This window comes from Staphylococcus sp. HMSC057A08, assembly GCF_001812925.1.
Lineage (GTDB): Bacteria > Bacillota > Bacilli > Staphylococcales > Staphylococcaceae > Staphylococcus > Staphylococcus hominis.
Window position 1 is genome coordinate 88,032 of the sequence record NZ_KV810857.1, and the last position, 24,169, is coordinate 112,200.

22 protein-coding genes are annotated in these 24,169 nt (G+C 30.9%); 17 read left to right on the forward strand and 5 right to left on the reverse strand.

The genetic code is table 11. The features are described 5' to 3' along the window. The first annotated feature begins 126 nt into the window (after positions 1-126). The 7 genes from ybaK to HMPREF2881_RS07695 all read left to right on the forward strand — a co-directional run bounded on the left by ybaK (position 127) and on the right by HMPREF2881_RS07695 (position 8,539). Positions 127-582, forward strand: coding sequence for a Cys-tRNA(Pro) deacylase (gene ybaK / locus HMPREF2881_RS07665; protein ID WP_172457931.1), 456 nt, complete (start codon positions 127-129; stop codon positions 580-582). Positions 583-730: 148 nt separating this feature from the next. After that, complete coding sequence (locus tag HMPREF2881_RS07670; protein WP_002449563.1) at positions 731-1,486, forward strand: DeoR/GlpR family DNA-binding transcription regulator; 756 nt, start codon at positions 731-733, stop codon at positions 1,484-1,486. Positions 1,487-1,488: 2 nt separating this feature from the next. After that, positions 1,489-2,409, forward strand: a complete 921-nt coding sequence (gene pfkB, locus HMPREF2881_RS07675; RefSeq protein WP_002449570.1) for a 1-phosphofructokinase — start codon at positions 1,489-1,491, stop codon at positions 2,407-2,409. A gap of 5 nt (positions 2,410-2,414) precedes the next feature. Further along, entirely contained in the window at positions 2,415-4,385 is a 1,971-nt protein-coding gene (locus tag HMPREF2881_RS07680) for a PTS fructose transporter subunit IIABC (RefSeq protein ID WP_002449586.1), read from the forward strand. A 721-nt stretch (positions 4,386-5,106) separates the two neighbouring features. Beyond that, positions 5,107-6,477, forward strand: coding sequence for a hemolysin family protein (locus HMPREF2881_RS07685; protein ID WP_002449560.1), 1,371 nt, complete (start codon positions 5,107-5,109; stop codon positions 6,475-6,477). A gap of 112 nt (positions 6,478-6,589) precedes the next feature. Beyond that, a complete protein-coding gene (locus HMPREF2881_RS07690; RefSeq protein ID WP_002488602.1) occupies positions 6,590-7,429 on the forward strand; it encodes an aldo/keto reductase in 840 nt (279 codons plus the stop codon). 126 nt (positions 7,430-7,555) lie between these two features. Continuing rightward, positions 7,556-8,539: a glycosyltransferase family 2 protein gene (locus HMPREF2881_RS07695; protein ID WP_002449575.1), complete on the forward strand. Its 984-nt coding sequence runs from the start codon at positions 7,556-7,558 to the stop codon at positions 8,537-8,539. Positions 8,540-8,584: 45 nt separating this feature from the next. Here HMPREF2881_RS07695 and HMPREF2881_RS07700 read toward each other — a convergent pair whose 3' ends face one another. The 4 genes from HMPREF2881_RS07700 to queC form a co-directional block, all read right to left on the reverse strand. Next, positions 8,585-9,193, reverse strand: coding sequence for a hypothetical protein (locus HMPREF2881_RS07700; protein WP_002449079.1), 609 nt, complete (start codon positions 9,191-9,193; stop codon positions 8,585-8,587). Between the two features lie 108 nt (positions 9,194-9,301). Beyond that, positions 9,302-10,018, reverse strand: coding sequence for a 7-carboxy-7-deazaguanine synthase QueE (gene queE / locus HMPREF2881_RS07705; RefSeq protein WP_002449094.1), 717 nt, complete (start codon positions 10,016-10,018; stop codon positions 9,302-9,304). Continuing rightward, on the reverse strand, positions 10,018-10,437 hold the full coding sequence (gene queD / locus HMPREF2881_RS07710; protein WP_002449084.1) for a 6-carboxytetrahydropterin synthase QueD: 420 nt from the start codon (positions 10,435-10,437) through the stop codon (positions 10,018-10,020). Before queD ends, queE begins: the two co-directional genes overlap by 1 nt. Further along, on the reverse strand, positions 10,434-11,111 hold the full coding sequence (queC, locus tag HMPREF2881_RS07715) for a 7-cyano-7-deazaguanine synthase QueC (RefSeq protein WP_002449071.1): 678 nt from the start codon (positions 11,109-11,111) through the stop codon (positions 10,434-10,436). Before queC ends, queD begins: the two co-directional genes overlap by 4 nt. A gap of 332 nt (positions 11,112-11,443) precedes the next feature. Between queC and HMPREF2881_RS07720 the strand changes: the two genes are divergently transcribed. The 7 genes from HMPREF2881_RS07720 to ltaS all read left to right on the forward strand — a co-directional run bounded on the left by HMPREF2881_RS07720 (position 11,444) and on the right by ltaS (position 18,126). Further along, positions 11,444-12,037 (forward strand): anthranilate synthase component II, encoded by a 594-nt coding sequence (locus HMPREF2881_RS07720; protein ID WP_002455637.1) that lies wholly within the window; start codon positions 11,444-11,446, stop codon positions 12,035-12,037. Beyond that, entirely contained in the window at positions 12,021-13,163 is a 1,143-nt protein-coding gene (locus HMPREF2881_RS07725) for a chorismate-binding protein (RefSeq protein ID WP_002449090.1), read from the forward strand. Before HMPREF2881_RS07720 ends, HMPREF2881_RS07725 begins: the two co-directional genes overlap by 17 nt. Next, complete coding sequence (locus tag HMPREF2881_RS07730; RefSeq protein ID WP_002449082.1) at positions 13,164-13,772, forward strand: aminotransferase class IV; 609 nt, start codon at positions 13,164-13,166, stop codon at positions 13,770-13,772. It abuts the gene before it with no gap. 53 nt (positions 13,773-13,825) lie between these two features. Further along, positions 13,826-14,032: a hypothetical protein gene (locus HMPREF2881_RS11510; protein WP_002449078.1), complete on the forward strand. Its 207-nt coding sequence runs from the start codon at positions 13,826-13,828 to the stop codon at positions 14,030-14,032. Positions 14,033-14,073: 41 nt separating this feature from the next. Further along, a complete protein-coding gene (locus HMPREF2881_RS07735; protein ID WP_002449065.1) occupies positions 14,074-14,778 on the forward strand; it encodes a 5-oxoprolinase subunit B family protein in 705 nt (234 codons plus the stop codon). Then, positions 14,778-15,782: a 5-oxoprolinase subunit C family protein gene (locus HMPREF2881_RS07740; RefSeq protein ID WP_002449095.1), complete on the forward strand. Its 1,005-nt coding sequence runs from the start codon at positions 14,778-14,780 to the stop codon at positions 15,780-15,782. The genes HMPREF2881_RS07735 and HMPREF2881_RS07740 overlap by 1 nt, the downstream gene beginning before the upstream one ends. A 406-nt stretch (positions 15,783-16,188) precedes the next feature. Next, a complete protein-coding gene (gene ltaS / locus HMPREF2881_RS07745; protein WP_002449089.1) occupies positions 16,189-18,126 on the forward strand; it encodes a polyglycerol-phosphate lipoteichoic acid synthase LtaS in 1,938 nt (645 codons plus the stop codon). 291 nt (positions 18,127-18,417) lie between these two features. On the opposite strand, the gene HMPREF2881_RS07750 is transcribed toward ltaS, so the two are convergent. Further along, complete coding sequence (locus HMPREF2881_RS07750) at positions 18,418-19,236, reverse strand: ZIP family metal transporter (RefSeq protein WP_002455634.1); 819 nt, start codon at positions 19,234-19,236, stop codon at positions 18,418-18,420. Positions 19,237-19,347: 111 nt separating this feature from the next. Between HMPREF2881_RS07750 and HMPREF2881_RS07755 the strand changes: the two genes are divergently transcribed. The 3 genes from HMPREF2881_RS07755 to HMPREF2881_RS07765 all read left to right on the forward strand — a co-directional run bounded on the left by HMPREF2881_RS07755 (position 19,348) and on the right by HMPREF2881_RS07765 (position 24,166). Next, entirely contained in the window at positions 19,348-21,228 is a 1,881-nt protein-coding gene (locus HMPREF2881_RS07755) for an ABC-F family ATP-binding cassette domain-containing protein (RefSeq protein WP_049418629.1), read from the forward strand. Positions 21,229-21,241: 13 nt separating this feature from the next. Next, on the forward strand, positions 21,242-23,020 hold the full coding sequence (gene recQ / locus HMPREF2881_RS07760; protein ID WP_002488023.1) for a DNA helicase RecQ: 1,779 nt from the start codon (positions 21,242-21,244) through the stop codon (positions 23,018-23,020). Positions 23,021-23,209: 189 nt separating this feature from the next. Then, entirely contained in the window at positions 23,210-24,166 is a 957-nt protein-coding gene (locus tag HMPREF2881_RS07765; RefSeq protein ID WP_002449069.1) for an ABC transporter ATP-binding protein, read from the forward strand. Positions 24,167-24,169: the final 3 nt, after the last annotated feature.

Genomic DNA, 24,169 nt, shown 5'->3' on the forward strand with positions numbered 1-24,169 from the left:
AGTAAGAAAGTGAAATCTAAAGGTTTCTATCTTACTCTATTTTTTATTTGTCACAAAGAGTAGTAAAATTAGATATATAAAGAAGATAAATGAGGTGTTACATTGAAACATAAGAAAACCAATGCAATGAGAATGCTTGATAGAGCTAAGATTAATTATTCAGTAAATACATTTGAAATAGGTGAAGAACATTTAGATGGAGAAACAATTGCGGAATTAGTGCATGCGAATGTGAAAGACGTTTATAAAACATTAGTGTTAGAAAATGCTAATCATGATCATTTTGTATGTGTTATACCAGTTAGTGAAACATTAGACTTAAAAGAAGCGGCACATGTCATAGGTGAAAAGAAACTTAATTTGATGCCGATGGATGATTTAAAAAAAGTTACTGGCTATATAAGAGGAGGGTGTTCTCCAATAGGAATGAAACATTCGTTTCCAACGATTATTGATGAGTCAGCTTTATCACGAGACAAAATCAATGTGAGTGGTGGTCAACGAGGCATGCAAATTATACTTGAACCTAATGATTTAATTGCAGTTACACAGGCACAAACAGCACGTATTACTCAACATTAAATGTATTAGCAGAGTGAGCAATGATATACATTGTGAACACTCTGTTAATTTTTCGGTTTTTTTGAACGTTTTTGAACGTTTTTGATAATTTTTGATTGAAATATGTAAGCGTGAACACTATAATAAAAGTTGTAAAGGAGTGTTAAAGATGATTTCTGAAAAACGACAAAGTTTAATTTTACAAGAACTTAAGAAAAAAGATTTTTTATCACTCCAAGAGTTAATTGAACGAACAGGTTGTAGTGCTTCAACTATAAGAAGAGATTTATCAAAGTTACAACAACTTGGACGTCTTCAACGTGTTCATGGTGGTGCAACACTTAATAGTCATAGAAACCAAGAACCTATTTTATCTGAAAAACTGTCTACAAATCTAAAAGAAAAAAGAGAAATTGGAAGAAAGGCAGCTCAGCTCATTGAAGATAATGATTATATTTTTATGGATGCAGGTTCATCTACAATTGAGATGATTCCATTTATAAAAGCACAAGATATCGTAGTGGTTACAAACGGATTGTCTCACGTTGAAAGATTACTTCATCGAGGTATTAAAACCTTGATGATTGGTGGAGAAGTAAAAGCTACCACTTTTGCTACTGTCGGAGCAAGTGCCCTTGAAGTTTTAAGACGTTATTGTTTTGATAAAGCTTTCATAGGTATGAATGGCTTAGATTTGAATCATGGATTAACCACACCAGATGAAAAAGAAGCATTAATTAAAGAAAGAGCAATACATCAAGCAACCACATCTTATGTTTTATTAGACCATTCAAAATTAGATGAAACATATTTTGCGCATGTCTCAACCAAAGCATGCCATGTTGAGTACATCGTATCTGAGCAATTACGTCATCATAATCGCTACAACGAATACAAAGAGAAATACCACTTTTTAGGAGGTTAATTATGATATATACAGTGACATTTAATCCATCTATTGATTACATCATGTTTACTGATGGATTTGAGCTAAAAGGGCTTAATAGAGCTAGAGAAACATACAAATTTGCTGGTGGAAAAGGTATTAATGTTTCTCGCGTCTTGAAAACCTTAGATGTTTCATCTACGGCATTAGGATTTGCTGGAGGTTTTCCTGGGGAATTTATTTCTAGCATTTTGGAACAAAGCGATATTAATACGGAGTTTATTAAAGTAAATGAAGATACTCGTATTAATGTTAAATTAAAATCCGGCGATGAAACTGAAATTAATGCACCTGGTCCGAATGTGACGTCTGAGCAGTTTGAAGCATTATTAAATCAGATTAGACATACTTCTAAGGAGGACACTGTCATTGTAGCAGGAAGTGTTCCAAAAAGTATTCCGAGTGATGCTTATGCTCAAATTGCAAAAATCACTCAAGAAACAGGTGCAAAATTAGTAGTGGATGCTGAAAGAGATTTAGTTAATACAGTGTTAGAATATCATCCTTTATTTATTAAACCGAATAAAGATGAATTAGAAGAAATGTTTGATGTCACAATTAAATCAGATCAAGATGTCGTTAAGTATGGTAGAGAAATAGTAAAAAATGGAGCTCAATCTGTCATTATTTCTTTAGGTGGAGATGGTGCCATATATGTTGACGAGACAAGAAGTATTAAAGCCCAAAATCCTAAAGGTGAAGTTGTAAATACAGTAGGATCTGGTGACAGTACAGTTGCAGGTATGGTAGCGGGTCTTGAGTTGGGACTATCACTTGAAGAAGCATTTTGCCAAGCAGTAGCTTCAGGTACGGCTACGGCATTTAATGATGACTTAGCATTAAGAGAAGATATAGAAAAAATCAAGTCACAAGTTACAATTTCTGTACTTGATGGGGAGTGATAGAGTTGAGAATAACAGAATTACTTACAAAAGAAACTATTGCTATGGATTTATCAGCTAGTGATAAAAATGGCGTCATTGATGAATTAGTTAATCAATTAGATTCAGCTGGTAAATTAAGCGATATAGCTCAATTTAAGGAAGCGATTCATAATCGTGAGTCACAAAGTACAACGGGAATTGGTGAAGGAATAGCCATTCCACATGCTAAAGTAGCAGCAGTGACATCACCTGCGATTGCTTTTGGTAAATCAAAAGAAGGTGTGGACTATCAAAGTTTAGATGGTCAACCTGCGCATTTATTCTTTATGATTGCAGCACCAGAGGGTGGCGCACAAACACATTTAGATGCATTAGCTAAATTGTCAGGCATTTTAATGGACGATACAGTAAGAGAAAATCTATTACAGGCTAATTCGAAAGAAGAAATACTTCGTATTATTGATGATGCTGATGATGAAGCAACTAAAGAAGAAGAAAAAGAAGCTCAAAAACAAGAGGATGAAGCACAAGCAACAACTGGCGCATCAGCGAATGATAATGCTAACGAACCTTACGTTTTAGCTGTAACAGCGTGTCCCACAGGTATTGCACATACGTATATGGCCCGTGATGCTTTGAAAAAACAAGCAGAAAAAATGGGAGTGAAAATAAAAGTTGAAACAAATGGTTCAAGTGGTATTAAAAACCATTTAACTCAACAAGATATTGAACGTGCAACTGGGATTATTGTAGCTGCCGATGTTCATGTAGAAACAGATCGTTTCGATGGTAAAAATGTAGTTGAGGTTCCAGTAGCAGACGGGATTAAACGTCCTGAAGAGTTAATTAATACAGCACTTGATACAAGTAGAAAACCATTTAAAGCACATGGTGGACAAAAAAATACAGATAAAGATAGTAATGATGAAAAATTAAGTCCAGGTAAAGCATTTTATAAACACTTAATGAATGGTGTTTCTAATATGTTACCACTTGTTATTGCTGGTGGTATATTAATGGCGATTGTATTCTTATTTGGCGCCAACTCATTTGATCCAAAAAGTCCTGAACACAATGCGTTTGCAGAACAATTGTGGAATATTGGTAATAAGAGTGCCTTTGCATTAATTATTCCAATCTTAGCTGGTTTCATTTCTCGTAGTATTGCAGATAAACCAGGTTTTGCAGCTGGCTTAGTTGGCGGTATGTTAGCAATTTCTGGTGGCTCTGGGTTTATCGGTGGTATTATTGCTGGTTTCTTAGCGGGTTATTTAACACAAGGTATCAAATATATTACTCGTAATTTACCTCAAGCAGTTGAAGGTTTAAAACCAACATTAATTTATCCACTATTAAGTGTGACAATTACTGGATTATTAATGATTTATGTATTTAATCCACCTGCAGCATGGTTAAACAATCTATTATTAAATGGTTTAAATAGTTTATCTGGTTCTAACATTATGCTATTAGGACTAGTTATTGGAGCTATGATGGCAATTGATATGGGAGGTCCATTCAATAAAGCAGCTTATGTATTTGCGACAGCAGCTTTAACTGAAGGTAATGCTGCACCAATAACAGCAGCAATGGTTGGTGGTATGATTCCACCATTAGCAATTGCCACAGCAATGTTTATCTTTAAACGTAAATTTACAAAAGAGCAACGTGGCTCAATCGTACCTAACTATGTTATGGGTCTATCATTCATCACAGAAGGTGCTATACCTTTTGCAGCTGCTGACCCATTACGTGTGATTCCATCAATGATGGTCGGTTCAGGTGTTGCTGGAGCGATTGCATTAGGACTTGGTTCAAGAATTAATGCACCTCATGGTGGTATCATCGTTATAGCAGCCACAGACTTTAGTCATATTATCCAAACTATCATTGCTTTAATTATAGGTACACTTGTTTCAGCAGTACTTTATGGTTTACTGAAACCAAAATTAACAGAACAAGAAATTAAAGCTTCAGAATCTATGGATGAATAATAAACATTAATTTAATGAGCCTGAGACATAATGAGTTGTCTCAGGCATTTTTTTATATATTGATATTTGGTCATTGAATTGAAAACGTGTTGTATCAAGATTATTTCAAGGAGTACTAGCATCGAAATCTTTGTAAAAAAGCAATGTTCAAAGAAATTTGGGGTGGAGTGCCAACAAAAAGGGTTTCCTGGGAAACCCAACGTTCAACGAAAGCTGGGGTTACATTATCGAAGGGATTAACGAATTCTGTCCAATCTTTTATTATATAGTTAGTATATAATTAAAAAGACATAGATATATATGTACTTGACTATTACTACAGATTGGGTTTAAATGGGAATTTGAGTTTAAGAAACAAATAACCATCCTGGAGTATTATTGTACTTTTATAGCATTTAATTAAAAATTCCTCACATATCATTTCTCTGATTTTCTTAAAAATTTATTACAAGGACTATTGAAGTATATATGAAATAGTAGTAAGAAAATCATTATATAATGCTTTTTAAATGATTTTAAATGTTAAAAGCTTTCTTATTCTTATTTAACCATTTAGTATAGAAATATGGTAATATTAAAGTAATACATTTTTTTGGGGGGTGTCTTAATGGGAAGGTCTTAACATGCGTTTATAACGGTGATAAGTATGACGTATTAAATTCGTGTTACTCATTAGAGACACATAATATTTGGAGGTGAATCCCTAGAAATAGGGAACTAATTGGAAACAGTGACCATAATTAATTTAGTAATATTTTTTCTATTAATCGCTTTAACAACCGTATTCGTTGGATCTGAATTTGCATTAGTAAAAGTACGTTCAACAAGAATTGAACAACTTGCTGATGAAGGTAATGGAAGTGCAAAAATTGTTAAAAAGATGATTGCTAATCTTGATTATTATTTATCAGCATGTCAACTTGGTATTACAGTTACATCTTTAGGTTTAGGTTGGTTAGGTGAACCGACATTCGAAAAACTATTACATCCACTTTTTAATCTATTACATTTGCCAAGTGCAGTGACTACAACCATTTCATTTGTGATTTCGTTTATTGTTGTAACTTATTTACATGTAGTGTTAGGTGAGTTAGCACCCAAATCAATAGCAATACAACATACTGAAAAATTAGCATTAACTTATGCTAGACCATTATATTATTTTGGTAATGTCATGAAGCCATTAATATGGTTAATGAATGGTTCGGCACGAGTAATTATTAGAATGCTTGGTGTTGACCCTGATGCGCAAGCAGATGCAATGTCTGAGGAAGAAATTAAAATCATTATTAATAATAGTTATAATGGTGGAGAAATTAATCAAACAGAACTGAATTACATGCAAAATATCTTTTCATTTGACGAAAGACATGCGAAAGATATCATGGTTCCACGTACACAAATGGTAACGTTAAACGAACCATTTAATGTTGACGAATTACTTGACACGATTAAAGAACATCAATTTACACGTTATCCAATTACTGAAGATGGGGATAAAGACCATATAAAAGGTTTTATTAATGTAAAAGAATTTTTAACAGAATATGCTTCAGGTAGAACAATTAAAATCTCTAATTATATTCATGAATTACCTATGATTTCAGAAACAACTCGTATTAGCGATGCATTAGTTTCAATGCAACGTGAACATGTTCATATTAGTCTTATTATTGACGAATATGGTGGTACTGCCGGTATTCTAACAATGGAAGATATTCTTGAAGAAATTGTCGGTGAAATCAGAGATGAATTTGATGATGATGAAATAAATGATATTGTTAAATTAGAGGAAGATATATATCAAATTAACGGACGTGTCTTACTTGATGATTTACATGAAAAATTTGATATCACTTTTGAAGATTCTGAAGATATCGATACAATAGGTGGATGGTTACAAGCACACAATACTAATCTTCAAGTTGAAGACTATATAGATACAAAATACGATCGATGGATTGTTTCTGAAATGGATAATCACCAATTGGTATGGGTTGTACTTAAATACCAATTTAATGAAACAAGACCTGTGATTAGTGATGAAGAGGAAGAAGACAATCACGATCATAAACATGAATCGGATGAATAAAAATAAAGGCACTTGGGTATGTAAACCTAAGTGTCTTTATTTGTATGCGTAAAAGAAATTAAGTTATGCTAATTTTTAGTTGAAAAAATATATTGAATAGGATGTGGCATAAATGATAAATGATACACAAGTGTTAAATAATGGTTACCCAATGCCTAAAGTAGGACTAGGCGTTTATAAAATGGAAGATGATGAGATGGAAACCGCAGTACAAACAGCATTAGAAACGGGATATCGTGCATTTGATACTGCTTATTTTTACGGTAATGAACAAGCACTAGGTAAAGCTTTAAACAACAGTGATATTGTGAGAGAAGACGTATTTATTACTTCTAAATTATGGAATGATTATCAAGGATATGATAATACATTAGAATATTTTAATAAATCTTTAGAAAACTTAGGATTGGATTATTTAGATTTATATTTAATTCATTGGCCATGTGAAAAAGATGGCTTATATATTGAATCTTATAAAGCATTAGAAAAATTATATAATGAAGGTAAAATTAAAGCGATTGGTGTATGTAACTTTAACCCCCATCACTTAGAAACATTGATGAAAGAGACAACTATTGTACCTCAAATTAATCAAATAGAAGTTCATCCTTATTTTAATCAACAAGATGTACAAGATTATTGTGATAAACATGATATTACTGTCACAGCTTGGATGCCACTTATGAGAAATCGAGGATTATTAGATGATTCAGTAATTACAAAATTAGCAGAACAATATGACAAAACACCAGCACAAATTGTATTACGTTGGCATCTAGCCCATGACAGAATTATTATTCCTAAATCAAAAACCCCATCTCGTATTCGTGAAAATTATGATATTTTTGACTTTAATTTAGAACTTACTGAGATTGCGGAAATTGATAGTTTAAATAGAAATGCACGTCAAGGTAAAGATCCAGATGATGTAGCAATAGGTGATTTAAAATAATATAGTTTAATTATTACAAAAGCTAGAGTTAATATTAATTATTTGTTAATTACATGGTTATTAGTAGAATATTTATTGATTTTATTGATACAATATTAGAAAGAATGTAGAAAAGGATGTAATTAGATGAAAATCAGAGTCATTATACCTTGCTTCAATGAAGGTAAAGTCGTAAAAAAAACTTACGATAGATTGACTGAAATTTTGACGGAGAATAGTAAAACTCGTCGTTATTATTATGACTTGTTATTTATTGATGATGGTAGTAAAGATAATACGATTGAGCATATACAAAATTTAGCGGAATACGATGAACATGTTAAATATATTTCTTTTAGTCGAAATTTTGGTAAAGAAGCAGCAATGATTGCTGGTTTTCAACACAGTGTGAATGTTGATGCAGTCGTAATGATTGATGGAGATTTACAACATCCTCCGGAATTTATACCTAAAATGATTGAAATATATCAACAAGGTTTTGATCAAGTTGTCGCTAAACGAGATCGTAGTGGTGAAAATATTGCACGTAAAACAATGTCAAAGTTGTACTATAAGCTCATTAATAGCTTTGTCGAAGATATTAAATTTAGTGATGGTGTAGGCGATTTTCGATTATTAAGTCAACGTGCAGTTAAATCGATTGTTTCATTAAATGAATATAATCGATTTTCTAAAGGATTATTTGAATGGATAGGGTATAATACAAAGATCTTTACTTATAAAAATGTAGAACGAGAAGCTGGAGAATCTAAATGGACATTTACCAAGTTATTAAATTATGGGATTGATGGATTAATATCATTTAATAATAAACCACTGAGAGCAATGATATATCTTGGAATGTTTATCTTTGGATTAAGCATCATTTATATTATTTATTTGTTAATAGGTATTTTAATGAATGGAATTAATCATCCAGGTTACTTTACAACAATAGCAGCTGTATTGTTATTAGGTGGCATTCAGTTAATGTCTATTGGTGTCGTTGGCGAATATATTGGGCGAATTTATTACGAAGTAAAACAAAGACCAAAATATATTGTGGAAGCTTCCAATTTAAAAACACCTATTGAAAAAGTAGTTGCAGAAAAAGAAAAAATTTATCAATAAAAAAATAAACATGTAAAAGCTCTTACATCATAGCTTCTTACATGTTTATTTTTTTAAGTCATTTTCAAAATTATTATGTTTTAGTTGCCATAATAAATATATATCAAATAAAGCATAAATAATTATGAAGATATACCAAAATGATGTTAATAAAGTCAAAAGTATAATTGAAATAATAATAATTGTATGACCAATCATAATAGGGTGTTGTAGCTTACTCAAAAATTTAAGATGATTCATTTCATTTTTTGAAAAAGTACTTATGAAATCAATGCTTAAGCCTATGATAAATATAGCTGGAGCTAAATAAGGAATAGACATATAGACTGATTGGTCGCTAGATTCAAAAGTGATAAATAATGAGCAACTAATCATAATTGCAAAAATGAATGCAAGAGATTTATACTCTGAAATCATTAAGTATATATGTTTACGATTTAAATAATATTGTAAGATTGTCCAACTTAAGAAAAATATAATTGAAGCAAATGTTATAAAATTGAACTTTTCAATCACAACACTATTAATAATAGCATTGATAACAATGGATAATAGAACGGAGTTAAACGTTAGTTGTTTGAAATGATGCCGATATAAATCAAAGCCCAGAACACATATGGTAATGGCTATATTAATAAATACATATATAATCATGTTGTACTCCTATCACGTGTGTGTAGTTCATTAAAATATTATAGCAATTAAAATAAACTTAATCATTTCAAAACACTTAATAAATATTATTCTATTATAATTTACTAATTATACACCTTTCTTATTACTCCATAACAATGTATGTAACTGAGGTAAAACATACACATGATTCATATCACTGCTATTCATTACTGTGTCTACAAGAGTTTCATAGCGACCAAGTAATTTTTCGGTATGATATTCAACATCATCATCTAAATAGGGATTTCCTACTTGCAAATAAAATGGAATATTACGATAACGATGATGAATCATTTTAGCAAATTGATAATCTTCTTTATCAAAAACAACTACTTTCAAGTTCAATGTTGATGGTATACATTGTTCTATGACACTATCTAATATTTCTAAATTAGGCACCATATTAGAGCTTGGCGGTTTAGGACTAATTGTTAAATCGTTAATTTGTCGCATCCAAGGTTGAAATTTACTGCCTTGGGTTTCTAATGCCGTAAAAATATTTTTTTCTTCAAATAAATCTACTAAATCTTGAATCCCTTTGATTAATGCAGGGTTACCTCCAGAAATAGTGACATGATCAAATTGATTACCGCCAATTTCTTTTAAACGATCATAAATGTCTTGAGCAGTTAATAACTCTATATCATCTTTAGCGCTACCATCCCACGTAAAGGCGGAATCGCACCAACTACAACGATAATCGCATCCTGCTGTGCGGACAAACATTGTTTTTCGTCCTATAACTCGTCCTTCTCCTTGAATAGTAGGTCCGAAAATTTCTAAAACTGGTATTTTTGAAGGCATTATTTAATCTCCTTTGGACGATAGACAACATAACTTGATGGTGTTTCACGTAAATAAACTTGTACACATTTAGGTTTATTGTCATACTCGTTAAGATGAGCTTGTACGATTTCAAAAATTGTCTGTGCCACAATTTCAGTAGAAGGACTTTTATCTTTAAATTGAGGTAACTCATTTAATAAATAGTGATCAAATTGGTCATGGACTAATCGTTTTAATTCACTAAAATTAATTAAAAATCCATTATGGTCGAGTGCATCTCCAACAATAGTTAAGTTAACAAAATAAGTATGTCCATGTGTTCTCATGCATTTTCCAGCATCTTCACTAGGAATAAAATGTGCTGCTGAAAAATTGAAATCTTTATTTAATTCAAATGTATAAGGGTGATTCACTGTAGGATAAACTTGTTGTATCATAATGACGCATCTCCTTTTTGTTCTAAATATTGATGAAGTCCACGTTGTCTTAATTTACAAGCTGGACATTTTCCGCATCCATCTCCAATAATACCGTTGTAGCATGTAAGCGTATTGTGACGCACATAATTGAGAACACCTAATTCATCACTGAGTTCCCAAGTTTGCGCTTTATCTAACCACATTAAGGGTGTATGAATAACAAAATCTCTATCCATAGATAAACTAAGTGTGACATTCATAGATTTAATAAAACTATCTCGGCAATCTGGGTAACCAGAGAAGTCTGTTTCACATACACCAGTAATGATGTGTTTCGCATTCACTTGATAGGCAAGAGCCCCAGCAAATGATAAAAATAATAAATTACGAGCAGGTACAAAAGTATTTGGTATACCATCTTCCCCTGTCTCAATTGTCATGTCATGTTTTGTTAATGCATTTGGAGTAAGTTGGGATAGTAAAGACATGTCTAAAATATGATGTTTCAACCCTTGATCTTTTGCTATTTTAGAAGCTACTTCGATTTCTGTATTATGTCTTTGCCCATAATTGAATGTGACAAGTTCAACTTCTTTAAAATGTCTTTTGGCATAGAAAAGACAGGTTGTACTATCTTGACCACCACTAAACACAACAATTGCTTTTTCAGAATTCAAAACACTGTTTGGCATAACGTTTCTCCTTTAAAAGTTAATATTTTTAATTTATGATGAAATAGAATGAAAACATTTGATATAAAATATAAAAAAAGCCTATCTCTATAAAAAGATAGACTTAAAATATGTAGAACATATGTACATTAAAAAGTATGTATAAATATTTCTACAAAGGTCTAGTTTTTTATAGAGGGTTTCAGCTAGGAACCTCTTTATATTCGAATTATACGATAGATAGCTTAATATATTCATATCTTAAAATCAAGTGCTAGTTTATAGAATATTAAAGTAAGCGCTTATATAAAAATTGTATTTTAAATATATTATTTTGAAGGTTGGAAATAATTATGATTATAGTCATAGATAATAATGATTCATTTACATATAACTTGATTGATTACATAAAAATAGAAACCTCTCATTGTGTAGAGGTATTAAAGGTAACAGAAGTGACTGTAGCATTACTTGAAGAATTAACAATTGAGGCTATTGTCATCTCTCCAGGTCCGGGAAAACCAAGTGACTATCCAATTTTAAAAAGCGTTTTAGATAGATATGCCTCATCGGTACCTATATTAGGTATCTGTTTAGGGTTTCAACTCATCTATGAATATTATGGAGGAGAAATTATTCATGGACCAAAGCCTGTTCATGGTCATACAACACCTATAATCCATACAGGCAAAGGACTTTTCAAACATTTACCTCAAAATTTTAATGTCATGCGTTATCATTCCTTAATTGCTAATAGGCAACAATTACCTTCTCAATTAAATACTACAGCTACAAATAATGAAGGTATTATGATGGCATTTGAACATGATACCCTACCTATTTTTGCAGTACAGTATCATCCTGAATCTATATTAAGTGAATATGGTCATCAGCAGATTCAATACTTTATAGAGAAAGTAGGAAAAATACATGAATATTACGTTTAATTACCGTTATTATACTAACGAAGATGACTACATCGATTATCAATTGCGATTTGATCAATATATTTCAAAATCAATTGCCTATTCTTTAGAAGAAGTAGGTGAAGTTATTCAATTTGCTGAAGAACAACAGACAAAGGGGCATTATGTAGCGTTATATTTAACTTATGAATCAGCGCCATTTTTTAATAATCAATTAGAAACGTATCACTTAATAGAAAAAGAAGTATATGCTGCTGCATACGCTTTTAATCAACCCTTAAACTCTGATAATAATAAGGACAATATACAATATCATTCAGTACATCACTTTCAATTCCAAGAAAGTGACGAACAAATGAGAAGAAAAATTATTAAAATACAAGAAGCTATTACAGAAGGAGATACTTATCAAGTTAACTATACTACTCGTTTATCCAGTAAAGTGCATTATCCTATTTCAATGTTATATACCTATTTGACTCACAACAATAACGGTGGCTATACAGCTTTATTAGATACTGAAGAAGTAAAAGTTGCGTCAATTTCTCCAGAGTTATTTTTTCAAAAAGGTACATTTAACGATAAAGCAAACGTGATTGTTAGTAAGCCGATGAAAGGAACAATGCCACGTGGGAAAACTAGTGTAGAAGATCAGTTGAATTATGAAAAATTAATGTATTCTCATAAAGATAGAGCAGAAAATGTAATGATTGTTGATTTATTACGTAATGATATGTCAAGGATTTCAAAAACTGGAACCATCGAGGTTTATAAATTGTTCTTTATTGAAACGTATCAAACCGTATATCAAATGACAAGTATGGTAACAGGGCAACTAGAAGATGCTATATCTCTTCATTCGATTTTAACAGCAATGTTTCCATGTGGATCGATCACTGGTGCGCCTAAACAAAGTACAATGACTTATATCAAACACTTAGAAACCAGTCCAAGATATATTTATTGCGGCACAATAGGTTTATTGTTACCAGATGATAAAATGATTTTTAACATTCCAATTAGAACAGTAGAATATCGAAATAATATGGCTCTTTACGGTGTAGGTGCGGGAATTACCATTGATTCTGTTCCATTAAATGAAATTCAAGAATTTCGAGACAAAACCAAAATATTGGAGGAGTTATGATTGAAATTATTTGAAACAATGCAACTTAATCATGGTCATATACCAAGGTTAAACTATCATACGCGTCGACTATGTCATTCTTGTTCACAATTAGGTTTTCAGTTTTCAGAGAATGCTTGGTATAGTTATATTGAAAATTTAAAACAAAATTATAATGACCGCTTATATCGTTTGAAAGTAGAAATTGATAAAGATGGACAATTCACTCACGTTATTCAGCCATTATCTTCTAAAGACATTTTTACTGCACGTTTTAAAAAATCTAACAGTGATTATCCACAAAAATTCATTATAAATAAAACAACAGAAAGAGCATATTTAACGCATAATCATGAAACAGATTTGATACTACTGTATGATGATAGTGGCAAAATTTTAGAATTTGATATTGGAAATATTATGATTAAAGAAAATGGAAACTATTATACGCCACGATATAATAAAGATTTTTTACGAGGATGTATGAGAGAAAGTTTATTAGAAAATCATAAACTTAAGGTGAAAGATTATACTAAAGATGAATTAATGATCAAACTGGAAAATGAAGAAGTAGAAGTTTATTTACTGAATAGTCTACGTGAAGTTGCTCAGGTATCTATTTATATATAAAATACAATTGATAGATATTGTGAAATTTAATTTAGTTAATAATGGAGAAGGTTATGACATTATTATGGTTAATACTTATCGTATTACTCAATAGTTTAAGTAAATATATAATCAATCGATATTTGAAGCATAATCTAATTATGCTACCGCGTATTGTAGGAACAATGACTGTGTTGTTTCAATTTGTACTAGTATATCTTTTAATTCAATCCATCATGCCATATGCTACGCATTTATTAAATTTATTTTATCATCAATAAGATAGATTCAAATAATTTAGAATGTAATAAGAGGTGCAATAATGAAAATTTATAGTCAAGGAGACCAAGCGATTATTATAGATATTGAACAAGAAGTCGCTGAAGATGTAACTAAAAATTTAATTGCTGTACGTACACATTTATTAAATAAAGACTTACCTTTCATCACTGATATTGTACCTACAGAGTCTAGTATGATGATTTGTTATGATGCTCGAGATATGATTAAGCATTATAATATTTCATCGCCATTTCAATATATGAAGGCACTTGTAAATTCAATTCAAATTGAATTAGAACATATCGAAAATAAACAAACAGCGTGTCATTTTCATAATATTCCTGTGGTTTATGGTGATCAATTTGGACCTGATTTAGAGGCTCTATTAAAATACTATCGTCTATCTAAAGAGGAATTTATTCAACTTCATTCAAAATCACATTACTTTGTCTCTATGATGGGATACTCCCCAGGCTTTCCTTATTTAACAGGAATGAATGAAAAATTATATGTTAATCATACAAGTCAGAAGAAAAAAAGAGTGCCTGCAGGTTCTGTCATTATTGAAGGGAAAAAATGTGGCATTGTAACGACAGATACTTATAACGATTGGTTAGTCATTGGCTATACCCCAATTAAATTATTTTCACCAGAGCGCGATCACTTTAATTTATTAAAATTAGGAGATAATGTCTTATTTCATCCTAAAAACCCAAATGATACTGAATTAGGAGATTTTAAATAATGTCAATCATAATAGAAAAACCTGGACTTTTTAGCACGTTCCAAGACTTTGGACGCCAAGGGTATGAATATGAGGGAGTCATCCCTGGCGGTGCATTAGATACATTAGGACATGAAATTGCGAATCGTCTTGTAGCAAATGATAAAAACGAAGCAACTTTAGAAATGACACATATTATGGCGAAAATTAGATTCACAGAGCCTACTTTAATTGCCTTAACAGGTCATCACTTTGAAGCGTGTACAGAAAATATGAAAATTAAACCTTATAAATTGTATTTAGTAGAAAAAGGAGAAGTATTGTCTTTCAAAGAAACGAGTACAACATCCCGTGTTTATTTAGCTATTGGAGGAGGATTTAAATTAGATTCTTGGTTAAATTCAACTTCAACAGATTTAAATATTGGTGTTGGAGGATTTCAGGGGAGAACAATTCAAGAAGGCGATGAAATTGAAATGAAACGTGATTATACATCACGACATCGTAAACTTTTTGAAAATTTAGCACATCAGCGAACAACAAGTTGGGGAATTGATGGTTATGCTTTATCGTTTAATTACGTTTCTGATGTATTTCATGTCATTGCTAATAAAGGAACAAATGATTTTGATACTGATACACAACAAACATTTGTACATGGAGAGTACAAAGTAACGAATAAGTCTAATCGTGTAGGGATGTTACTAGAGGGTCCTAGTATCAAAGCCTATTATGAAGATATGCCTGAGTATCAACCAGTAAAAAAGGGCACTATTCAAGTAAAACGTGATGGTACACCTATTATTTTATTAAATGATCATTATACTATTGGAAGTTATCCACAAATAGGTACTATAGCAAGCTATCATTTGACTAAACTAGCTCAAAAACCACAAGGATCTCGTTTGAAATTTCAATTTATAGATATTGAAACGGCTGAAAAAAATACTGTGAAGTTTAGTAATTGGACGAATCAATTATTTCATGGTATCGAATTTCGAATGCAATTAGAAATGTTAAAATAAAAATATCATCAAAATATTGAACATTAATATTTTAATGATATTTTTTAATGTAAAGGTATAGGACTATAGTCTGATTAAATTGAATAGATTAGGCGTTATAATATATCAATCAGTTTAACAGTTTAGAAATGATTAGGTATATAAATGGGAAGGCTGAACTTGAGCTTTTTCTTGATAAATAAGTAAAAATACTTTATATTTATATATTGAACTATGAAGTATTATTACAAAAATATTACAAAATTCGTATTTTTTTAATAAATAGTTAACAATTAAATGTAGTGATAAAAAATGTTCTTTTATTAAATGATAATTAAAAATTTTATTGTTTTTAAAATATATTAAATTTTAAAAATAGCATTTGTAAATGGCCGTATTTGAATAACTATAAACGGAGGAAACATTCATGAGTTTACACAAAAGAAAAATAAGTCTTTTTGCGTTTTTCTTAATGACTGTATTTACAGTAACCTTGAAAACGTATTTCTCATACTATGTAGATTTTTCTTTAGGTGTTAAAGGATTAGTTCAAAATTTAATACTATTGATGAATCCATATAGTTTAATCGCGCTTATTTTAAGTATCTTTTTGTTCTTTAAAGGTAAGAAAGCATATTGGTTTATTTTTATTGGAGGATTCTTATTAACATTTTTACTCTATGCTAATGTTGTTTATTTTAGGTTCTTCTCAGACTTTTTAACGTTTAGTACATTAAATCAAGCGAGTAACGTTGAATCGATGGGGGGCGCAGTAAGTGCCTCTTTTAAATGGTATGACTTTGTGTATTTCTTAGATACGATTGTATATCTGTTTATTTTAATTTTTAAACGAAGTTGGTTAGACAAACGTGTATTTAGTAAAAAGTTTGTACCAGTAGTGATGGCAGCATCAATTGCATTGTTCTTTTTAAACTTAGCTTTTGCTGAAACTGATCGACCTGAATTATTAACTCGTACATTTGATCACAAATATTTAGTTAAATATTTAGGACCATATAATTTTACTGTATATGATGGTGTTAAAACGATTCAAAACAATCAACAAAAAGCATTGGCTTCTGAAGATGATTTAACTCGTGTTTTAAATTATACGAAACAAAAAAATACGGAACCAAACCCTGAATATTATGGTATTGCTAAGAAGAAAAATATCATAAAAATACATTTGGAAAGTTTTCAAACATTTTTAATTAATAAAAAAGTAAATGGTAAGGAAGTTACACCTTTCTTAAATAAATTATCGACTGGTAACGATGACTTTAGATATTATCCAAACTTCTTCCATCAAACAGGACAAGGTAAAACTTCTGATTCAGAATTTACAATGGATAATAGTTTATATGGTTTACCTCAAGGATCTGCGTATTCATTAAAAGGAGATAACACATATCAATCTTTACCAGCAATTTTAGATCAAAAAGAAGGTTACACTTCTGATGTTATGCACGGGGATTACAAAACATTTTGGAACCGTGATCAAATTTATAAACATTTTGGTATAGATAAATTTTACGATGCAACATATTACGATATGTCGGATGAAAATGTCGTGAACTTAGGGTTAAAAGATAAACCTTTCTTTAAAGCATCAGCAGAATATCAATCTAAAATGAAACAACCTTTTTATTCCCATTTAATTACATTAACTAACCATTATCCATTTACTTTAAATTCAGAAGATGCAAGTATTGATAAGCCGAATACAGGCGATTCTACTGTAGATGGATATATTCAAACGGCGCATTACTTAGATCAAGCTTTAGAACAGTATATTAATGATTTGAAAACTAAAGGATTATATGATGATTCAGTTATTATGATTTACGGTGACCATTATGGTATTTCTGAAAACCATAACAATGCAATGGAAAAATTACTGGGTGAGCAAATTACACCAGCTAAATTCACAGATTTAAATCGTACTGGCTTCTGGTTAAAAATTCCTGGTAAAAATGGGACTGTAGATGAAACATATGCTGGACAAGTGGATGTTATGCCTACTATTTTACATTTAGTTGGTATTGACTCGAAGAATTATTTAATGTTGGGTACAGATATGTTATCTAAAGATCATAATGATGTGATTCCATTCCGTAATGGTGATTTCATCACAAAAGATTATAAATTTGTGAATGGTAAAGTATATTCAAATAAAAATAATGAATTAATAACAACGCCACCTAAAGATTTAGAAAAAAATAAGAAACAGGTGGAAAAAGATTTAGAAATGAGTGACGACGTATTAAATGGTGACCTATTCAGATTCTACAATAATCCAGATTTCAAAAAAATTAATCCGTCAAAATATGACTACAAAATAGGTCCTTATGGAAATCAAAAATAATTCAATATTAGAGAGTGTGTAAAATAAACATTCTATATTAAATGCCCGTAGATAAGTTTTATCTACGGGTTTTTTATAGTTGCATTAAAAATAAACAAAAAAGAAAGGGAGTGTGACAGAATTCATTTTGAATTCGTCGTTTTATTGTGGCAACGTATTCTTAACTTGCGTTAGACGTAGACTTTCTTATTGAAAATTTTTATGTTGGAGTTCCGAGACTAGAATTGACTGCCAATATATAAAAAACGCCTAAAACAATTTATTATGTCTCAGGCTTATTCTTTAATTTAATTATCCTAATGATACGTCTAATATCATCATTATTACAAAACCAAGCATTAAGCTTAATGTAGCTAAATCTGTATTATTACCCGATTGAGAATCAGGAATAAGCTCTTCTACAACTACAAAAATCATTGCTCCTGCTGCAAAAGCTAATGCATAAGGTAGTACTGGAGTGATAAAAATAATTGCAATGGCACCTATAGTTGCAAAAATAGGTTCTACTATTGCTGATGCTTGACCATAATTAAATGCTTTAAAACGTGTTGCACCAGCGGCTCTAATCGGCATGGACAAAGCAGCTCCTTCTGGAATATTCTGAATACCAATACCAATTGCTAAACCAAGGGCTCCAAAAAAGGTAGCTTGTCCATTTCCAGTTGCAATTCCACCAAATGCTACACCAATTGATAAACCTTCAGGAATATTGTGTAAAGTGATAGCTAATACTAGTAAAGCATTTTTACTTAAAGAAGTTTTAACGCCTTCTCGATATTGACTTTTATCACCGATTTTTTGGTGTATATGTGGAATGACTGCATCAAGTCCTCTAATAAACACACCACCTAGAATAAAACCAATCGCAGCAGGTAACCAAGCAGGTAAATGACCATTTGTACCATAATCAATGGAAGGTTGTAATAAAGACCAAAAACTTGCAGCAATCATAATTCCAGCGGCAAAACCTTGCATAGAAGTTAGAATTTTTTTGTTTACAGTCTTAAAAATAAAGACTGATGCAGCACCTAAAGCGGTTAATAACCAAGTAATAATACCGGCAATAAGTGCTTGAAGATAAGGTGGTAAATTTTCGAAAAAGTCTATCATATCTATTTTCTCCTTATATCATTTAGCATTAAAAAGGTGTATAATATATAGAACTGAATTAAGCTTATCAGAAATATATTGAAATTTCGATATTAAAAAGGAAGTAAAAATATGGAAGCGTATAAAATAGAACAACTAAATAAATCATATGCTGATAAAGTTATTTTTGATGACTTAAATCTCTCTATTTCTGAACATGAAAAAATTGGACTTGTAGGTATAAATGGTACTGGTAAAAGTACTTTATTAAAAGTCATTGGTAGTTTAGATGAAGATTTTTCAGCCGATATAACTCATCCTAATCAGTATCGCATTCGTTATTCTTCACAGAAGCAACATTTAAATGGTGATATGACAGTATTTCAAGCTGTTCTAAGTTCCGATACAGATACTTTACGTATTATTAAAACATATGAAGAAGCTGTGACTATATATACAGAACATCAAAACGATGCGAATTTTAAAAAAATGATGGAAGCTCAAGAACTTATGGATCAACACCATGCATGGGATTACAATGCTGAAATTAAAACTATTTTATCAAAATTAGGTATTAATAATACGACTAAAAAAGTTAAAGAATTATCAGGGGGACAACAAAAACGTGTTGTCTTAGCTAAGACGCTTATTGAACAACCTGATTTGTTATTGTTAGATGAGCCTACAAACCATTTAGACTTTGAATCAATTAATTGGTTAATTAACTATGTTAAGCAATATCCACATACAGTTTTATTTGTGACACATGATCGCTATTTTTTAAATGAGATTGCTACACGTATTGTGGAATTAGATAGAGGAAAACTTAAATCTTATCCAGGAAACTATGAAGATTACATTGCAATGAGAGCTGAAAATGAAGTGATTGAACAAAAACAACAAGAAAAGCAAAAAGCACTTTATAAACAAGAACTTGCGTGGATGCGTACAGGCGCAAAAGCAAGAACGACAAAACAACAAGCTCGAATTAATCGATTTAATGATTTAGAGACAGAAGTTCAATCTCATCATCAAAAAGATAAAGGTCAACTCAATCTTGCTTATTCTAGATTAGGCAAACAAGTATTTGAGTTAGATCATTTAACGAAAAAGATTCAAAATAAAATATTATTCAAAGATGTAACTGAAATTATTCAAAGTGGTCAAAGAATTGGTATTGTTGGCCCAAATGGTGCAGGGAAAACGACAATGTTAAATATTTTAAATCAAGATGATACTGATTATTCTGGAGAATTAAAAGTTGGCCAAACTGTAAAAATAGCTTATTTTAAACAAACAGAAGAAACTTTGGATAGAGACATACGTATGATTGACTATTTGAGAGAAGAAAGTGAAGTGGCAAAAGAAAAAGATGGTACTTCAGTTTCAGTTACTCAATTGTTAGAGCGATTTCTATTTCCGAGTGCTACTCATGGTAAAAAGATTTATAAATTATCAGGTGGAGAGCAAAAACGATTATATTTGTTAAGATTGCTTGTTCATCAACCTAATGTTCTGTTACTTGATGAGCCAACCAATGATCTTGATACTGAAACATTAACAATTTTAGAAGACTACATTAGTACATTCGGAGGGGCAGTAGTTACAGTAAGTCATGATCGTTATTTTTTAAATAAAGTAGCACAAGAATATTGGTATATTCACGATGGCCAATTAGAACGTATTATTGGAACATTCGAAGATTATGAGGCCTATAAAAAAGAAAAAGATCGACAGGATATACTTGAAAAACAAGCTCAACAACCTAAAACTAAATCAAACGTTCGTAAAAAGACGGGACTGTCTTATAAAGAAAAACGTGAATATGAAGCCCTAATGGAACGTATTGAAACGACAGAACATAGACTAGAGCAGATTGATACTGAAATGGTAGAAGCGAGCGCTGACTACGCTAAAATAAAAGAATTAAATGAAGAAAAAGAACATCTAGAGCAATCATATGATGTAGACATCACGAGATGGAGTGAATTAGAAGAAATAAAAGAGCAATAAGGGGAATGTAAGTATGGAAGCAACTTTGTCACATTATTTTGGTTATGATACGTTTAGACCAGGTCAAAAAGAGATAATTTCTAAAATATTAAATCATCATAATGTATTAGGTGTCTTGCCTACAGGTGGTGGTAAATCAATATGTTATCAAGTGCCTGGTTTAATGTTAGGTGGTACAACGATAGTAATAAGTCCATTGATTTCTTTAATGAAAGACCAAGTGGATCAGTTAAAAGCAATGGGTATCGAAGCAGCCTATCTAAATAGTAGTTTAAATAAAAAACAACAATCTGAGATTGAAAATAAGTTAATCACTGAAGGCATTCAATTTTTATATGTGGCACCTGAACGTTTTGAAAGTAACTATTTTTTAAAGTTGCTTAGTCAAATTGATATTAACTTAATTGCATTTGATGAGGCTCACTGTATTTCAAAATGGGGACATGATTTTAGACCTAGTTATCAAAGCGTCATAAACAAAGTGTTTACACTACCTCAAGATTTTACGATTGTAGCTCTTACAGCTACAGCTACGGCCGAAGTTCAACAGGATATTATGGAAAAATTAAATATCCGAAAAGAAGATGAAATTAAAACAAGTACCAAAAGACGTAATCTCATTTTTAAAGTAAATCCGACATATCAAAGACAAAAATTTGTTATTGAATATGCTAAAGCTCATAAAGATCAAGCAGGTATTATTTATTGTTCTACGCGTAAACAAGTAGAAGAATTACAAGAATCTCTAGAATCTATAAATATTGCTTCTGTTATTTATCATGCAGGTTTAACAAATAAAGAAAGAGAAGAAGCTCAAAATGACTTTGTATACGATCGTATTAAAGTGGTTATCGCAACAAATGCATTTGGAATGGGTATTGATAAATCTAATGTTCGTTATGTTATTCATTACAACATGCCTGGAGATCTTGAATCATACTATCAAGAAGCGGGTCGTTCAGGACGAGATGGCTTAAAAAGTGAATGTATTTTATTATTTAGTGAAAGAGATAAAGGATTACATAAATATTTTATTACTGTTTCGCAAGCAGATGATGATTATAAAGATAAAATGGGCGAGAAACTAACTAAAATGATTCAGTATACTAAAACGAAAAAGTGCTTAGAAGCGACAATTGTACATTATTTTGAACCGAATGCGCGTCTAGAGGAATGCGGTCAATGTAGTAATTGCATTCAACAAAATAAAACTTATGACATGACCAATGAAGCAAAAATGATTATTAGTTGTATCGCACGCATGCGTCAACAAGAAAACTATCATGTTATTATTCAAGTGTTACGTGGAGAATTAAGTGATTATATTAAATACAATCATTATCATCAACTTACAACACATGGATTGATGAAAGACTATACTACTTCAGAGTTAAGTCATTTAATTGATGAGTTACGGTTTAAAGGCTTTTTAAATGAATATAATGAAATTCTAACGTGTGATGAAAGTGTGAAAGAATTATTGAATAATGATGTCACAGTGTATACGACGCCATTTAAACATAAAAGTAAGGAAAAAGTTTTCATTAATACAATAGAAGGCGTTGATCGTGCTTTATATAGTGAATTAGTAGAAGTTCGCCGTCAATTAAGTGAAAAGTTGAATATTGCGCCTGTGAGTATTTTTTCTGACTATACATTAGAAGAGTTTGCTAAACGTAAACCAGAATCTAAACAAGAAATGATTGCGATAGATGGTGTAGGAAGCTATAAGTTAAAACATTATTGTCCTAAATTTCTTGAAACAATCCAATCATATAAAACGAATATCTAACAAAAAATTAAATATGACTTAATAAAACAACTTAGAAGCTAGAAAAATGTTTTAAGTTGTTTTATTTTTTATTGTTAAAAAATAATTAGTATTTAAATCTATTAAGTATGAATTTATCAATAAACATGATTTAATAGAAAATAAGCAATATAAATTTTATAGTGATGTGAAGGAAATGAAGGTGACAAGATGATAGAGTTTAAAAATGTAACAAAACGTTATGGAACGAATGTTGCAGTTGATGATGTGAGTTTTAAAATTAATGAAGGAGAATTTTTTATTTTAATCGGACCTTCAGGTTGTGGAAAAACAACTACTTTAAAAATGATTAATCGATTAATACCGTTAAGTGAAGGATACATTTATTTTAAAGATAAGCCAGTGAGTGATTATCCAGTTTATGAGATGCGTTGGGATATTGGATATGTACTACAACAAATCGCATTATTTCCGCATATGACGATTAAAGAAAATATCGCACAAGTTCCTCAAATGAAAAAGTGGAAAGACAAAGATATTCATCGACGTGTAGATGAATTATTAGATATGGTTAGATTAGATCCAAATACATACCGAGATCGTAAACCAGATGAATTATCGGGAGGACAACGTCAACGTGTAGGCGTGGTAAGAGCATTAGCAGCTGATCCTCCAGTAATATTAATGGACGAACCTTTTAGTGCGTTAGACCCCATTAGTAGAGAAAAATTACAAGATGATTTATTAGAATTACAAACGAAAATTAAAAAGACAATTATTTTTGTAACACACGATATACAAGAAGCAATGAAATTAGGAGATCGTATTTGTTTATTAAATGATGGTCGTGTTGAACAAATTGACACACCTGAAGGATTCCAAGAGCATCCTAGAAATCAATTTGTTCGAGAGTTTATGGGCGATCACTTGCATAAAGATATCAATAATTCAAAAATCTCCGATCTAAATCTTACAAGAACACTTACTGAATATGACGAAAAACAAGGATACCCAATTATAAAAGATAGTATGAAACTTCAAGATATTTACGAGATACTTGCTAAACATGAAGCAGTCATTGTAGAAAATAATCATGCTTTAACACAGTCATTATTAAGAAGAGAAGATGTTTTTGACTATCTATCTAAAAATGATAAGGAGGGTTAAAAC